The sequence below is a fragment of the Nostoc sp. DSM 114159 genome (assembly GCF_053470285.1).
Window position 1 is genome coordinate 7,719,691 of sequence record NZ_JBPFEH010000001.1, and the last position, 15,184, is coordinate 7,734,874.

At 41.5% G+C, this 15,184-nt stretch carries 12 protein-coding genes; 3 read left to right on the plus strand and 9 right to left on the minus strand.

Annotation, left to right across the window (positions count from 1 at the left end; all coding sequences use genetic code 11):
* Window positions 1–79 precede the first annotated feature (79 nt).
* The 8 genes from ACR5KR_RS32475 to ACR5KR_RS32510 form a co-directional block, all read right to left on the minus strand.
* Window positions 80–487, minus strand: coding sequence for a phosphomannose isomerase type II C-terminal cupin domain (locus ACR5KR_RS32475; RefSeq protein WP_445629307.1), 408 nt, complete (start codon window positions 485–487; stop codon window positions 80–82).
* 174 nt (window positions 488–661) lie between these two features.
* The gene (locus tag ACR5KR_RS32480; protein ID WP_448269402.1) at window positions 662–2,005 is read right to left on the minus strand and encodes a PQQ-dependent sugar dehydrogenase; all 1,344 of its coding nucleotides are present in this window, start codon (window positions 2,003–2,005) and stop codon (window positions 662–664) included.
* Between the two features lie 394 nt (window positions 2,006–2,399).
* Window positions 2,400–3,611, minus strand: a complete 1,212-nt coding sequence (locus ACR5KR_RS32485) for an EAL domain-containing response regulator (RefSeq protein ID WP_445629308.1) — start codon at window positions 3,609–3,611, stop codon at window positions 2,400–2,402.
* 370 nt (window positions 3,612–3,981) lie between these two features.
* Window positions 3,982–4,410: a hypothetical protein gene (locus ACR5KR_RS32490; RefSeq protein WP_448269404.1), complete on the minus strand. Its 429-nt coding sequence runs from the start codon at window positions 4,408–4,410 to the stop codon at window positions 3,982–3,984.
* Window positions 4,394–4,591, minus strand: coding sequence for a hypothetical protein (locus ACR5KR_RS32495; RefSeq protein WP_448269406.1), 198 nt, complete (start codon window positions 4,589–4,591; stop codon window positions 4,394–4,396). The genes ACR5KR_RS32490 and ACR5KR_RS32495 overlap by 17 nt, the downstream gene beginning before the upstream one ends.
* A gap of 553 nt (window positions 4,592–5,144) precedes the next feature.
* Window positions 5,145–8,021 carry a family 10 glycosylhydrolase gene (locus tag ACR5KR_RS32500; RefSeq protein WP_448270405.1) on the minus strand — a complete coding sequence of 959 codons (2,877 nt, stop codon included), beginning with the start codon at window positions 8,019–8,021 and terminating at the stop codon, window positions 5,145–5,147.
* Window positions 8,022–8,598: 577 nt separating this feature from the next.
* Entirely contained in the window at window positions 8,599–9,924 is a 1,326-nt protein-coding gene (locus ACR5KR_RS32505) for a TIGR03279 family radical SAM protein (protein ID WP_448269408.1), read from the minus strand.
* Between the two features lie 235 nt (window positions 9,925–10,159).
* Window positions 10,160–10,984: an undecaprenyl-diphosphate phosphatase gene (locus ACR5KR_RS32510; protein ID WP_445629311.1), complete on the minus strand. Its 825-nt coding sequence runs from the start codon at window positions 10,982–10,984 to the stop codon at window positions 10,160–10,162.
* Window positions 10,985–11,420: 436 nt separating this feature from the next.
* Here ACR5KR_RS32510 and ACR5KR_RS32515 point away from each other — a divergent pair, with 436 nt between their 5' ends.
* Window positions 11,421–12,200: a DUF3120 domain-containing protein gene (locus ACR5KR_RS32515; protein ID WP_448269410.1), complete on the plus strand. Its 780-nt coding sequence runs from the start codon at window positions 11,421–11,423 to the stop codon at window positions 12,198–12,200.
* Between the two features lie 106 nt (window positions 12,201–12,306).
* On the opposite strand, the gene ACR5KR_RS32520 is transcribed toward ACR5KR_RS32515, so the two are convergent.
* The gene (locus tag ACR5KR_RS32520; RefSeq protein ID WP_448269412.1) at window positions 12,307–12,483 is read right to left on the minus strand and encodes a hypothetical protein; all 177 of its coding nucleotides are present in this window, start codon (window positions 12,481–12,483) and stop codon (window positions 12,307–12,309) included.
* Window positions 12,484–12,740: 257 nt separating this feature from the next.
* Between ACR5KR_RS32520 and psbU the strand changes: the two genes are divergently transcribed.
* Window positions 12,741–13,169 carry a photosystem II complex extrinsic protein PsbU gene (psbU, locus tag ACR5KR_RS32525; RefSeq protein WP_445632253.1) on the plus strand — a complete coding sequence of 143 codons (429 nt, stop codon included), beginning with the start codon at window positions 12,741–12,743 and terminating at the stop codon, window positions 13,167–13,169.
* A gap of 201 nt (window positions 13,170–13,370) precedes the next feature.
* The gene (gene nadB, locus ACR5KR_RS32530) at window positions 13,371–15,047 is read left to right on the plus strand and encodes an L-aspartate oxidase (RefSeq protein ID WP_448269413.1); all 1,677 of its coding nucleotides are present in this window, start codon (window positions 13,371–13,373) and stop codon (window positions 15,045–15,047) included.
* Window positions 15,048–15,184 lie beyond the last annotated feature (137 nt).

Sequence of the window (15,184 nt, forward strand, 5' to 3'; positions counted from 1 at the left end):
ATGGGGCATTTGTCATGGGGCATGGGGCAGAAGGGGCAGAGAGGAAAACTCTCCTCCCTTGCTAGAAAGCCCCCTGCCCTTACTGTCCTTCAGCTACAGGTTTGACCAAATTTAAGTCATAAGGGCGCTCAGTATCATCCTCACCCAAATATTCACCATTTTGAATTTCCAGAATAACTAGCGGAATATGCCCAGGATTATCTACTTTATGTAGTGTTGCAGCCGGGACATAAGTTGATTCGTTTCGATTCAGTAGTATTTCCTCATTTCCACAAGTCACCTTTGCCACGCCGGAAACTACAACCCAATGTTCATTGCGGTGATAATGAATTTGTGGTTTAATTCCGTGCCTGGGCTTGATTTCTACACGACTAATTCTATAGGTTTCTCCCTCCTCGATTACCTCTACCTCACCCCAATATCGTGTACCTGAATGTGGAGACAATTCGTTGATATTTGATTGAGTATTATTTTCATTGGGAGTCATAATTAATTTTTCAACCAGATAAGTATTAGTATTTATCAGTAATTTACCGTAAACGAGATAAACCTGGGTAGGGAGATGCAGTCACAACATCTCTATTGATGACAACTGCTCTAACTTTACTTTAGGCAACAGATTCTATCCGTGAATTTTTAAATGTTTGAAGGCGTGAATTGTTCACTTTCCCGTATACTGAATCCGATAAATTCGATTATTAGCTTCTTCTGTGAGTAGTAAACTGCCATCTGGCAACACGAGTAAACCGACAGGTCGTCCCCAAGTGGTTGGTACAGAAGGATTTAGCAAAAATCCTGTGAGAAAGTCTTCGTAGTAGCCAAGCGATCGCCCTTTAGCATCGAAGGGAACAAATACAATTTTATAACCAGTGCCGCGATCGCGATTCCAAGAACCACGAAAAGCAGCAAAAGCACCGTTCTGGTATTTTTTGGGAAACGTTTTACCATCATAAAACTGCAAACCCAATGCTGCGGAGTGCGCTTGGAACAGTACATCTGGCGTTTGAGTCCGGGCTACTAAATCAGGACGTTTACTTTTGTTATCCGTCTTTTGCCGCGGATCGAGGTTGTTTGGTGTTAGATAAGCATAGGGCCAGCCGTAAAATGCCCCCTGTTTAACGCGTGTCAGATAGTCTGGCACCAAATCATCACCAATTCCATCCCGTTCGTTAACAGTGGTATAAAGTTCCTTAGTTACAGGATGAAAGTCTAAACCAACAGGGTTACGCAAGCCGGAAGCGAAAGTTTGCTGCTGGGAACCATCTAAATTCATCACTTGTATCGAAGCCCGTGGTAAGGGTTCCTCATCCACATTGGTTCCCGATCCAACTGAAATATATAATTTATTGCGATCGGGCGAGACAACGACATTGCGCGTCCAATGGTTGTTATAACCTTGAGCGGGCAAATCGGCAATTTTTTCCCCTTTACCTGTAATTTTGTTTTGATCTTGAGTGTAGGGAAAACGCACCACAGCATCTGTATTACCCAGAAAAAAGGAATTACCTGCAAAAGCCATCCCAAAGGGTCTATTGAGTCCGTTGTCCCGACTAGCAAAGGTTTCTCGAACGTCAGCGACACCATCGCCGTTGCTGTCACGCAATAGACGAATGCGATTTTGCCCGGTTTCAGTCACTAAAACATCACCCTTAGGGGTTAAAGCTAGCCAGCGTGGGGCATCTAAACCTTCGGCAAAGACGTTGACTGTGAAGCCTGGTGGTACGCGCAGCACCGGATTTTCTGGAATGGGCACAACCTCAGGCCGCTTCGAGGCGCTTTCGGTTGCAAAGGGTGCTGGTAAATTCTTCAGATTGATTCGGATGGGTGTAGGTGAAAGTGCTTCAGTACGGACAATATTTTTTGGCTGTGTAGGATTCTGTGTCAGTTGGGCAGAAGGTATAGATTTTTGAGGTGTAGGATTATCTGAGTTAGCGCGAGTCTGGTTACAGGCTGCTGCCAAAATCATTAAAAAAACAGGCAGCAAAAAACGCGCAGGAACTTTCATGGTGGTAGACACTATACACAATGTTCTTACTCTAGACTTGAGGCTTAATAATTGTCGCCAGTCAAAAGTTTGATTTTTTTTAGTTAATCAACCTATTAACAATTCAAAAATAAAGTACTAGTACCGCAAGGCAAAAGTCAAAAGTCAAAAGTATTATGGAATAGTCTTTTTAGAGATTTTAAATGATTGCTCTATTTAAGTTGTGGCGTACTAGTGACTAAATTCTATTCCCAATGCTCAATGCCCTTCAGGAGTGCTGTTAGCGATAGCTCGGCATTTAGCCCGTGCTGTTAGCGGATAGCTAAGGTTTAGCCTGTGCTGAGTTGTGAATCTCACTTATTTACTCGTAACTCATAACTTGGAACTCGGAACTGTTTCGCCCAATGTTCAATATTTACACATACAAACATTTGTTAGTGAACAAAAAATTTTCAAATTCTGCTGCTGGTAAGGGACGACTAAATAGAAAACCTTGCATAGAGTTACATTTGTGTTGGCGTAAAAAACCTAGTTCTGCTTCTGTTTCTACACCTTCAGCTACTACACCTAGATTGAGATTATGAGCCATCTGAATTAATGCCTTAGCGATGGCTGACTTTTGCGAATCATTAGCAACATTATGGATAAAATAACGATCTATTTTTAATGTATTAATTGGTAAGTTTTTCAGATAAATCAAAGAAGAGTAACCCGTACCAAAATCATCGATCGCAATTTTTATACCCAAGGATTGCAATTTGCTCATAGTAGCGATCGCACTATTGACATCTTGCATAATCATACTTTCAGTGAGTTCTAGTTCTAGGTCATGTGGTTCTAGATTATTCACGGATATAAAATTAACTACATTATGAATAAAATCTGGCTGATTAAATTCAATTGCTGACAGATTTACAGCAACAATCAATGAATCAATTCCAGCATCACGCCAGCTTTTAATTTGTTGGCATACCCTTTTTAATACCCATTTCCCAATCGGAACAATTAAACCTGTAGACTCTGCTAAAGGAATAAATTCTGTTGGGTAAATCATTCCTAACTCTGGACTTTGCCAGCGCAATAAACTTTCAGCTCCTACTATTTTTCCAGATGTAATATCGACTATTGGTTGATAATAAATTTCAAATTCTTGAAAATTATGTTGTTTTATAGCTCGGTGTAAGCTAATTTCTAACAACTGCATTTTTGGAGACAAGTTATTAATGACAGTCTGAGAAGATAAATACCTTTTTAAAGTAGCGTATTTTTCCAACCTGTTCATAATGGCACTTAATAACTCAGCTCGAGTGAATGGCTTAGTTATATAGTCATCTGCACCCATATCCATACCTTGACGGAAGTCAGATTTAGCAGATTTGGCAGTGAGAAAAATGAAGGGAATGGTTGCCGTAGATGGTTCTTGACGTAATGCTGTTAGCACGCCATAACCGTCAATTTCTGGCATCATCATATCACAAAGAATTAAATCGGGAACTTCGGAGATAGCCAAACTTACCCCGATTCTGCCATTAGCCGCAGCAATAGTTTCAAAATCCTCAGCTTCTAGCAAATCTAAAATGTTTTCACGGACTGCTTCTTCATCTTCTATTATTAAGATTTTGGGCATAAATTACCTCATCTTTCTATTTTATTATTTCCCGACATTATCCAGCAATACTTGTTACAAAAAATGAACTTTATAATTAAGTAGTTTAAATTGGTAGATATCTCTACATTTTTTTAAAATTGCCATTTTTAATCTAGCATTTAGTATATTAACACCATTGCTAGCCTGATAAAATGATTTAAAAATATTTACTATGTCTTCTGGGAAAATACAAATTTGCCAATCTTGAATGTCAAACACGATTTGTCTATCTTGGCTAAGTAAATTCAACTTGAAAGTGCTATCATCAGAAAAAAATCTAATATAACTTGAAAAAAAGTTAGTCAAGATATGTGCCAAGAGTTTTTCATTGATGCAGCAGGTTACAAAATTATATTGACTGATGAAAAAAAATCAAGCGCCGATAGCCCAGATTCATCTGCATTTGTTCTGGCAATTGTCGGCTATATTCAAACAAATTGAACGATGTTGTTCTATACTCTAATTTTCCCACTTCTAACTGACCGATAATCAAGACATCATTCGACATTTCAGTCATGATTATGTGATATTTGGGCATATTCGTCTGGATGACCCTATTAGACTTACGGTAAAAGTCCAAATCTTCTTCATAAACTTCAATGAAGTGAGTGTATTTGCCTGTCGTAGCTTTACGTACTATAACGCGTGCTGGTAACCATTGGGACTTGAGCAATTGTCTCTTAATGAAAATCTGATATTCTACCTCAAAAGAACCAATACTAAACATTACCTCTAGTTTTCTCTGTTTCTTGTGCCAGTGTTTAATAGATACTTTCACGAGTAATATTATCTTGGTTATCCACAACTAGCAGTAGTTCCAACTGTTGCTGATGTATACGTGATAACACTGAGACTATTTTCACAAAATATGACACGTTCAATGTCATGACTAAGGTATGCATAACCTCAAGAGTATTGGTTGTTTTCAAGCTAGTTTCAGAAGCTACAAACAGTACCATATCATGCTTGGTGAAGTACCCTACTACTTGCGAAAATGAAAAAACAAGATACTTTTACCCCGTGCTACATCAGTGCGTAAGCGTAGCTCGTTGTAGAAATAGCATCTACTTTAATAGTGATGTTTTTAACACAAGCATCAGGAGCAAACAGTCAATTTTTAACTCTAAGCTTTGTAGGCTGATGAGCTGAGGTCAGGCTTGCATAGATTTTCACGATAGCTATCATCAAATAATAGTTATCTAAAACCGCTTATCTAAGTATTTTCCAATATTTTGACGCTAATCAACTAGTAATTTTTGGGATACAAACACTACAAAAAGTGTGTTAAGAATTACAAACTAGCTTGTATCCAGCTAGTTGGGCATTTGTCATTTGTCATTAATTATCCTCCCCTGCTCCTCTGCTCCCCGGTCACTGAGCGTTGGTCATTGAGTTTCGACTACGCTCAACTACCGCGTAGCCGAAATGAGTCGTACCACTTCGTGGAAGCAAGCTACGCGCAGCGTCTCGTAGAGAAGGGCTACTCCCCTGCTAGAAAGCCCCTCTACCTCTTCACAAAGGACGTAATTGCACCCGCCGTTCGCCATAACGTAATAGCCTTTCTATAGTTACGAGCCGATTTTCCCAAACTTTGACTTGATAGGAATTCGACTTAATTTCTTGGCTCATCAATACCCGAAATTGAGACTGGAACCGAGTTAGAGAGGCTTTCGCCACGAGTAACTTACTAGCAGAAGGGGAAGCGGCAAGCTGATTTAAAGCACTGCGTAAAACTTCTGCCTGGTTGTTAAAATCTGAAAGTTTCTGAGATGGTCTTGGTCGTTGGTCATTTTGGAAAACAACTTTCCATTCCCGTTGTAGCGCGGTGTAACGGATGGCGGCAGTTTGAAAAGGCTGATGGAGAGGAATCGGTTCACTTGTTGTAGATTGAATTCTACCTTGGGTGTTACTAAAGAGTTTTTGGAGATCGTTGCTAAAATTTTCTACTGCAAATAGTGCATAACCACTAACTGGCAAGTCCCTTACCAACTGGAGTTGATCGAATGCCCCGATGGTTGGCAAAGAAAGTAAGCGAATTCCCGGCACCAACAAGGTAGCTCCCAATTGTTTAGAGGCAATCCAGGGTTGCGCCAGTCGTTGAAACCGAGAAGTATCAAGAGCATAAGTCATGGGAACAATTAAATCTACATCCCCCTGTTTTGCCCAAGTTTCCCAATTTTGTTGAATTTTCTGAATCCGTTCTAGTTCTGGCAAAGGAAATACTGCAACCGACAAAATCAAATTCGGTTGCTTTTGTCGCAACTGCTGTGATAGTTGAGCGACAAAGCTATCAACTTGATCGGTGCGAAATTTTGTCCATTTTTGCCACAAATCTGTTTGGCTAGGAGAAATATTCACTGGATCTACACCAGTAAGTTTCTGAAATTGCGCTCTTGCAGCTTTCCCATAGCCATAAGTTCGACCTGCTGATGGATCTTGGAAAGGGTAGCGAATGTAGTCTAGCTGTAAACCATCCACCTTATATTTAGTGACAATTTCCTCATACAGCTTGAGCAAGTATTGCCGCACTTCGGGGTTGGCTGGATCGAAGAATGGCTTAGTCTGCCCAACGGGAATCATGTTGCCTAGATTATCGTAGTTTGCCCAATCGGGATGAGCCGCCAGAACTGGCCCTGGATAATTAGGATTAAGGTTGAGAATTTCATTATGGCGTTGATTGCCAGCAGCAAAAGTCCACACCCAAGCGTGTAATTCCATATCTCGCTCATGGGCTAGTTTCACTGCTTCTTCTAGTGGGTTCCACCCACGAATTAATGGGTTTTGCTCTTTTGCGATTTGGCTGGGATAAATTGGATAGCCAGCATTAACAGTTTCAAAAAAGACGGTATTAATCCCGGCTTGAGCGAGGCGATCAAAAATCTGTGCCAGTCCCGCCTTACTACCAGCGCGAACAATCGTCCCCCGATCTAACCAAACTGCGCGAATTTCTGGTTGAGCTAGTTTCCGATCGACAGGAAACTGTTGCCACAAAGTTGTTTTAGCGGCCAGCCATTGCTGACGAGCCAAAGCGTAGTTTTTTTGAGCAATCAATTGGGGTAAATTTTTGGCAATTAACCTTGCTTGTGCTAAGGCTTGGTCTTTACTTATGGCTAGCGCCCCCAGTTTGGTTGAGGCTAATTGTATTGGCTGTTCTTTGACAGACTGGGGGGTGTTCAAATGCCTAGAAAACTGTTTCCCCTCACTTTCAGATATTGTTTCGCCAACATTAGCCGCATCAGCTAACACCGCTAAATGAGCGCTTTCCACCCGACCAATCAGATTTTCTAGTTCTTGCTGGAGAGCGATCGCTTGCTTGCGATCGATCGGCTCATTGGAGTTGGGTGCAACATCCAAACGCACCGCTTGTTCTAATTGGTCAATAGCCTCCTGAGAACTTGGGGGTTTGACCATAGGCAGCGGTCTAGGTATAGGAGCAGTGGCAGTTTTAGGAGGAATGAATGAGGGAGATGAGGGAGATGAACTACCCCCTTGCCCCCCTGCCCCCCGGTCACTGAGCGTAGTCGTTCGCGGAGCGTCTCGCAGAGAAGTGCTGCCCCCCTGCCCCCCTGCCCCTCTGCTCTCCTGCACTAAGGGCGCAGCTGCAACAGTCGTAGAGCAGCTTTGGGAACCTCCTGCTATTTTTTTGTTACGATTTGATGGCGCTAGTGCTGTCAAATAGTGATTGATAGTAGTTTTTAACCAGGCATTATCCAACTCGGCTGCGGAGGCTGTATCTGTTCCCCAGCGCCAGCCCAAAAAGGTGGAACGCTCAGTTGTTACGACTGCGGCCGGACTATCTTTGGAATTCCAAACAGCAGGAGATTCAGCGCCCATATCATTAGGAATCACAACGCCGCCGCGCACTTTACCAAATAGTCCAGTTTGATTTGCCCATTCTGGTATCTTGGTTTTTGCAGCTTGAATCTGTTCTGTGTCACTAAGGCTGAATCCCCAATAACCTCCCAAGAGCGATCGCAATAATTGCCGCACTCCTGGCGATGACAAACTACCTAAAGGCCCACTAGCAATCAAACGCCCTCCCTTACTCATCCAGTCTTCTAGAGCGATCGCTTGAGTTGGTGTTAATGTTTCGACGTTTGGCAAAAATAATACGCGGCGCTCGCCCCAATCTGCCCCACTCCTAACATCATTTAGGGAAATTACACAATATTTCACCCCTATTGTCTCTAAGCGATCGCTTATCCCTCTCCATTGATTTGCATTTTCTTGTCCATAAACTACGCTTAATACGGGTTCTTCAGTCGCCGCCGTTACTGGCAAAATACTCAAAAAATTTAAAACTACAATTTCACAACTTAAAATAAATAATTTTCTAGCTTCTTTTATTTTTAAACTTATATCTTTTTGGTTTTCCTGATAATTCACCAGTGACTCCTCACTTCATTTTTAATTTAGTTATTAGTCATAATTCATTAGTACACAATATAGGATTTGAACTCGATCCTAGTAAGTTTACTGAGATTCTCACTTGGATTAAGTGAGCTAATCTTTTACTTTGCAAAAATAAAATAAAATTCCTATAAGCTTTTCAAAGAGTACTTAGTGAATTACCTTCATCAATCTAGCCTATCAAAAGTAGTTAAAAATGCCAAGATGGATACTCAACTTGCCAAGACGATATATAGAAATTGTTAGTTATTACATTGTGAATTTAATTTCATTAGTAACTAGTTGTTTAGAAAATTTTGCATTTTCCAATTTCCACGCGCTTTTGTGTAATTGCAGAGATTTTTCATTTCAACCTCAAATAATAAATATCACTTTCAATACTTGTCGGAGTTTAGGGGATAGAGGAAAAGGGAAATAAAAAACCCTATTCCAAAAATATTTACCATAGATAACCCCAAACTATTTTTTTGAAAAGAATAGGGATCGGGGGTGAAATTTTGATATGTACTTCATCCACCTGGGAACTGCTATAGACTAAAGAGCTAACAAAAACAGCTTAAATAATACAGGTCTTAATTAAATCTTCTACTCCTCCTACTGGTAAAATTTTTGTCTCAAGCTTGCAGGCTAATTCTTCAATACTCATATCATCTAAAAATACCAATTCACCATGTTTGAGCATTACATTTGGTAGTAAAATTCCGTCTCCCAAATCTTGCCCTTGTAAGTTCAACAGCAAATCATGACCCGTTAGTAATCCTGTGACAGTAATACTCTGTCCCCAATAATCACTACATAAAGCACGCATATTTACTTTTAATCCTTCAACAGAATTTAACCGTTTCAAGATAGGTTTAAAAGCGTTTTCTACTGCGTTGCCTACTACCCAAGTTAATTTTCTCTGAGGATAAACTTTTGACGGTAGTAATTCTGTTGCCGCGGCTGCAAATTGCTTGATAAACAACTGAATTGAACCAACACCATTATCGATTTGGGGATACTCTTCATATTCAGATTCGGTCGGTAATTCCTTACCTGCAATCAAAAACCACTCATCAGCTAACCAAGCAACGTTAGAGGAAAACTTTTGGCGAAATTGTTGCGAAAGTATTTGCACTTGAGAAATCACTTCTTTCGCTTTTTCTCTGGTTACGGGTGTAAGTTCGTCTTCTGGAGGCCGAAACCTTGTCAATCCAACTGGCACAACTGCCACCGACGCCACCGTAGGCACTTCACCAGTATGAAAGGATGCTAAGTCTTTTAGGGTTTGCTCCAAATGTTCGCCATCATTTATACCAGGACAAACAACTACTTGAGCATGAACTTGTAGCCGTCTTTTTTGAAACCACTTGAGTTGTTGTAAGATTTGTCCCGCACGAGGATTTTTCAAGAGTCTAATTCTAACTTCCGGCTCCGTGGCATGAACAGAAACATACAATGGAGATAAGCGCATTTGTTCAATTCGCTGCCATTCTCTTTCTGGCAAATTGGTCAGGGTAAGATAAGAGCCGTACAAAAAGCTTAAGCGGTAATCGTCGTCTTTAAAGTACAAGCTGGTGCGCTTACCTGGTGGTTGTTGGTCGATAAAGCAAAAAGGACAGCGGTTATTACACTGAATTAAGCCATCAAATAGGGCAGTTTCAAATTCTAGCCCCAAGTCTTGGTCATAATCTTTTTCGATTTCCAGGCTGTGAGTTTTACCAGTAGCGTCTAAAACTTCTAATTCTAAGACTTCATCAGCACACAAAAACTGATAATCAATTAAATCGCGGGGACGTGTACCATTGATTGCAACAATCGCATCCCCAACTTCAAAACCAATCTCTGCGGCTATTGAGTCTAGAAGAACCTTGGTAATTCGAGCAGGATGAATGGTAGTCATGGTGCATAGGGCATTGGGCATTGGGCATTATAGCGTTTCTGAGTTGAGTCTAATACAGACCTAACAAGAACAGCCCTTTCCCTACTAGCGTTAGGGAGTAAAATTCAAAGCCTCTCTCCTTGTAGGAGAGAGGAATGGAAGTGAGGTTAGATTGTATTACATACAAACAAGCAGTCGCTATAGTCATTTGCTTTGAACAAAGGACAAATGACTAATGACTAATGACTAATGAATATTATCCTTTCCAACCTGCTGCGATCGCTAGTAAGATCGCACTACCAAATGCTAATCTATACCATACGAAAATCAAAGTGTTTTTGGTTGCTAAGTATTTGATCAAAAATGCAATTGATAGGTAGGAAAAAATCAAGGTTGAAATAATTCCTACAATTAACAGTGCAACAATGTTATCTGGCAGCTGGTGAGCTTGAAACAACTTGAATATTTTCAAGCTTTTGTACAGCGTCGCAATGGTAAGAGTTGGAAACCCTAACAAAAATGAGAATTTTGCTGCTGTAGCGCGTTCTAATCCTAAAAATAAGGCAGTTGTCAACGTCGAACCAGAACGAGAAACGCCCGGAATCAAGGCGAGTGTTTGTCCCAATCCAACCAAAATACCATCCTGAATCTGCAATGACTCAAAACCGCGCTTACGAGTGCCAATTTTTTCTGCTAGAGCTAGTACAAGTGCCATAATAATTGACATAATGCCAATAATCAATGCACTTTCAGGTAAAATATCTTTCAAAAGAAAGCCGAAAATTAAAGCCGGCAGTGTTCCGACTACAATACCGACAAGAATCTTCCATTCTTCGCGTTGCCAGTCTTTGGCTTTTAGTGCTTCGATTCCACCTTTGGTAATACTATAAATCAGCGACCAAAAATACCCCACAATTGCGATAACGCTGCCAAATTGAATTGCGTCAACAAAATCTTTAGAACCTAGTTCTTTCCAACCAAATATCTTGGTAAAAATCAGAAGATGTGCAGTACTGCTGATTGGCAAAAACTCTGTAATCCCTTGAACAATACCTAAAATAAAAGCTTGAATAAACTCCATATACAATTAATACCTTTTTCGTGTGATAGAGATCGTGATGAACATTGTTTAGCTGATGATGTTGCTTTATATACTCTCTATTGCACCTAATCTTGTAGAAAACTCAATTTTACCGATCGAAAACATCATCGAAGACGCTGACTATGTTCTTACACCCACCTCAATAAGTCAACGCAATTTGAAAAATTCATCAAATTTTAATATTTAACAGACTCATAGCAGCTGACTTTTCACCTCTCGTAGTTCCTTGTAAATAAGGGACTACAGAAGAGTTCTGTACATAGTGGAACTTGAATGGATTCGCCTGACGCAGAATGTTTTGTTTGGTTTGCACCAGCGCTTGTGGAAATTCCAGTATAATTACAATGCCCCAGGGGGGGATTTGAAAATGTGATATCTTAAGTAAAATAAAGTTTAGTAACAAATATTAAAAACTTTGATTAATAATACATTGTCTTCCTACAGCGTTTCTACTCCTTCTATTGATACTGAGTTGGATTTAGCTGAGACCGCGCAAAATGGTATCAGACAATTGGAATCTACACTTTCCCTTTCTCCCTCTTTACCCTTATCTACTTCTACCCGACAAACTTGGTTAGTGTTTGCAGCAGCGGTGTTTTTGGTAACAGTGCCAGTATTTATAGAAGCGCCTATCGTGCGATCGCTACCAAGTCTGAGTTTAGCGCTGACAGGATTTTGGGTGTGGCTCAGTTTTGCCTTAATGTCACGTCCTGCAACTTACGTCTGGGGCGATTTGCTCTTGGGGTTTAGCTGGAGTTGGTTAGCAGGAGCGATTTACTGGGGTTGGTTACGTTGGGAACCTTTATGGCATCTGCCGGTGGAATTTATCGGTTTACCGTTTGCTTGCTGGTGTCTGGCGAAGAATTGGGGCAAGGTAGGTAACTGGTTTTATTTAGGTTCTTTACTCGGTACAGTTTTAACAGATGTATATTTTTATATAGTAGATTTGATGCTCTATTGGCGGCAAATCATGAGAGTAGATGCAGATGTAGTACCGCAAATCTTACAAAATGCTCTCATACAAGTACAAGCACCTTGGGGACAAACTTGGGCGATAATTCTCGCCGTAGTGCTATTAACGGTAGGAATTTCAGCTTTAGGTCGAAATCAAAGACACTGGTATGCCTTTAGTGGCGCAGTTTTAAGCACAATTTTGGTAGACAGCTTATTTTTGTTAGCTGCGATCGCAGCGTAAACAAGGCAAGTGACACTTATCTTCCAATAAGCGTGTGGGCTTCTCTGACTGAAACTTTTCCCAGCCCAATCTACGGCACATCAAAAATGATGCTGTAGATGATTAATTAGTTAAGAAATATTACATAAAAATCGCTCGGCATCAAGTCTTTTTTGGCAAGGTTTTCGATCTGAGAAATCGTGCAGTTTTGTGTCTGCTTTAGAGGTAGAATCAGCCACTCCGAAAAGATTTCGTCCAGCAGAGAATGCTGCTGGAATCGTCGATGTAAGGCTATTGCAGCCATGCAGGCACTCTTTCCACGATGAAAATTTGTGGCGAAAGTATAGTCAAACCCAGTAACGGTAAATATTGTGGATATTAATACGCTGTATATTAGTTTCTGATGACTGCTGTGTTGACTAAGCTATCAGCTTTTGTCCTTTGTCCTTTGTCAGTTGTCCTTTGTCCCTGACCAATGACCAATGACCAATGACTAATGACTAATAACTGTTGTTAGCTTAAAACTTTTATTTCTGTTTGATGGAAAGAGGTAGAAAAATCGTGAAAGGATTGGCGCGTTTATTAACAGTGTTTAGCTTGTTACTTAGTTGCTGGGGATGGTTGGGAACAACTCAGATAGCCCAAGCTGCTAATTTCAACAGCTTTGCTTTTCCCCAAGTCCCAGTTCTGGCAATTGAGCGGCAAAATAGCGCAGACAGGAAGCTAGCAACGGAATTTGGTAAAAAAATTGATTTAAATAATACCAACGTCCGAGCTTTTCAACAATATCCAGGCCTTTATCCCACCCTTGCGAAGCTGATCATCAAAAATGCTCCCTACCAGAGCGTAGATGATGTATTGAATATTGGAGGATTGAGCGATCGCCAAAAACAAACCCTGCAAGCTAACTTCGATCACTTCACCGTGACAGAACCAGAATCTGCCTTCATCGAGGGAGACGATCGGTTTAACAACGGCATCTACAGATAACTGTACATTGCAGTTAATGTAGCAAATAGCAGCCCACTCCTGATTCTAGGGAGTGGCAGATGATATGAGTTATGAGTTATGAGTTAGGAGTTATGAGTTATGAGTTATGAGTTATGAGTTAAAAATTCAAAACTCCTCACTTCTAACTCCTCACTTCTAACTCCTCACTCTTAACTTCTAACTCCTAACTTCTCCATTACCTTGTCTCAGATAGATATTCCTAGCCAATTTGATGTCTTAGTAGTCGGCGCTGGTGCCGCTGGATTATACACAGCCCTGTGTCTGCCAGAATCCTTGCGAGTCGGTTTGATTACCAAAGAAACCGTTGCATTATCCGCCAGTGATTGGGCACAAGGTGGCATTGCCGCAGCGATCGCCCCAGAAGATTCTCCCACGCTGCACATTGAAGATACGATCCAGGCGGGTGCAGGTTTATGCGATCGCACCGCTGTCGAATTTCTCGCCGAACATGCCCCTAGCTGTATTCAATCCTTAGTTAACTTGGGGGTAGCTTTTGACCGTCATGGTCAAGCCTTAGCTTTAACTTTGGAAGCCGCCCATTCTCGCCGCCGTGTTCTCCACGCTGCTGACACTACAGGCAGGGAAGTTACTACTACCCTCACCGCTCAAGTATTACGTCGCCAAAATATTCAAGTTATTCAGCAAGCTTTGGCTTTGAGTTTGTGGATTGAAACCAAAACTGGTTGCTGTCAGGGAATTAGCCTGTTTTATCAAGGTAAAATCACCTGGATAAGAGCTGGTGCTGTGGTATTAGCAACCGGTGGCGGCGGTCAGGTATTTGCCCAAACCACTAACCCGGCAGTGAGTACGGGTGATGGGGTAGCGATCGCAGCTAGGGCTGGAGCTATCCTCCGCGATTTAGAATTTGTCCAATTTCACCCGACTGCTCTCACTAAACCTGGTGCCGATCGTTTCTTGATCAGCGAAGCTGTACGCGGTGAAGGGGCACATCTCATCGATCGTGAAGGGCGACGTTTTGCCTTTGACTACCACCCTGCGGGTGAACTTGCGCCTAGAGATGTGGTCAGTAGAGCAATTTTCAGCCATTTACAACGTACTGCCCTTGATTTAGCTACTGCTCATGTGTGGTTGGATATGCGCCCCATCCCCGCTGACAAAATTCGTCAGCGCTTTCCCAATATCATCAAAGTTTGTCAGCATTGGGGAGTTGATGTCTTCCACGAACCTATTCCTGTAGCGCCAGCTGCCCATTACTGGATGGGTGGAATTGTTGCGGATCTGATGAATCGCACAAATATCCCTGGTTTATACGCAGTGGGTGAAACCGCTAGTACTGGTGTGCATGGAGCAAATCGCCTTGCCAGTAATTCCCTGTTGGAATGTATTGTGTTTGGGGCCCAGATGGCTAATATTAAGTTAGAAAATATTGGGCTGCTTTCAGAAATACCAGTGCTACCGTTACGGAAATTTAGTCCTGATGCTAGTGAGTGGCACATCCAACAAGTACAGCTAGAAGCACTCAGGGAGAAATTACCGCGTCTAGTGTGGGAAAGTGCTGGTATTTGTCGGGAGCAATCAAGGCTGGAAAGTGCGATCGCGACTATTAAATCTTGGCAGCAAGATTTCGCTGCTTTGCCTTTAACTCAATTCTTGCTTGCTTTACGTCCAACAGAACCCGCTAGTTTTGACCTCCCAGATGTTGAACGGCAATTAGCACTTTGGGCAGAAACCCGCAATTTAATAGATGTAGCTGATTTAATTCTCAAAAGTGCTGCTTTTAGAACCGAAAGCCGAGGCGGACACTTCCGTTTAGATTATCCTCAACCAGACTCAAATTGGCAAGTCCACACACTTATACAAACAAATCATTGGTGGAAATCTCCATTATTGTCTTGAATCAACTACCTTAAACAGCCTGACGGTTTTCGCAACCCTAAGTACAACATCTTGCAATCAGCCGCCAAGTAAAAGATGTGGCGTACAAGATGGTGGTTAACTGAATTGCGCTCTTTTACCACAATCTAAAATCTAAA

Bases quoted from the DNA above. Each gene is read 5' to 3' on its own strand.
- ACR5KR_RS32510 (WP_445629311.1), bottom strand. From the start codon at position 10,984: ATGGAGTTTATTCAAGCTTTTATTTTAGGTATTGTTCAAGGGATTACA.
- ACR5KR_RS32480 (WP_448269402.1), bottom strand. From the start codon at position 2,005: ATGAAAGTTCCTGCGCGTTTTTTGCTGCCTGTTTTTTTAATGATTTTG.
- ACR5KR_RS32485 (WP_445629308.1), bottom strand. From the start codon at position 3,611: ATGCCCAAAATCTTAATAATAGAAGATGAAGAAGCAGTCCGTGAAAAC.
- ACR5KR_RS32475 (WP_445629307.1), bottom strand. From the start codon at position 487: ATGACTCCCAATGAAAATAATACTCAATCAAATATCAACGAATTGTCT.
- ACR5KR_RS32505 (WP_448269408.1), bottom strand. From the start codon at position 9,924: ATGACTACCATTCATCCTGCTCGAATTACCAAGGTTCTTCTAGACTCA.
- ACR5KR_RS32495 (WP_448269406.1), bottom strand. From the start codon at position 4,591: ATGGTACTGTTTGTAGCTTCTGAAACTAGCTTGAAAACAACCAATACT.
- ACR5KR_RS32520 (WP_448269412.1), bottom strand. From the start codon at position 12,483: ATGGCTGCAATAGCCTTACATCGACGATTCCAGCAGCATTCTCTGCTG.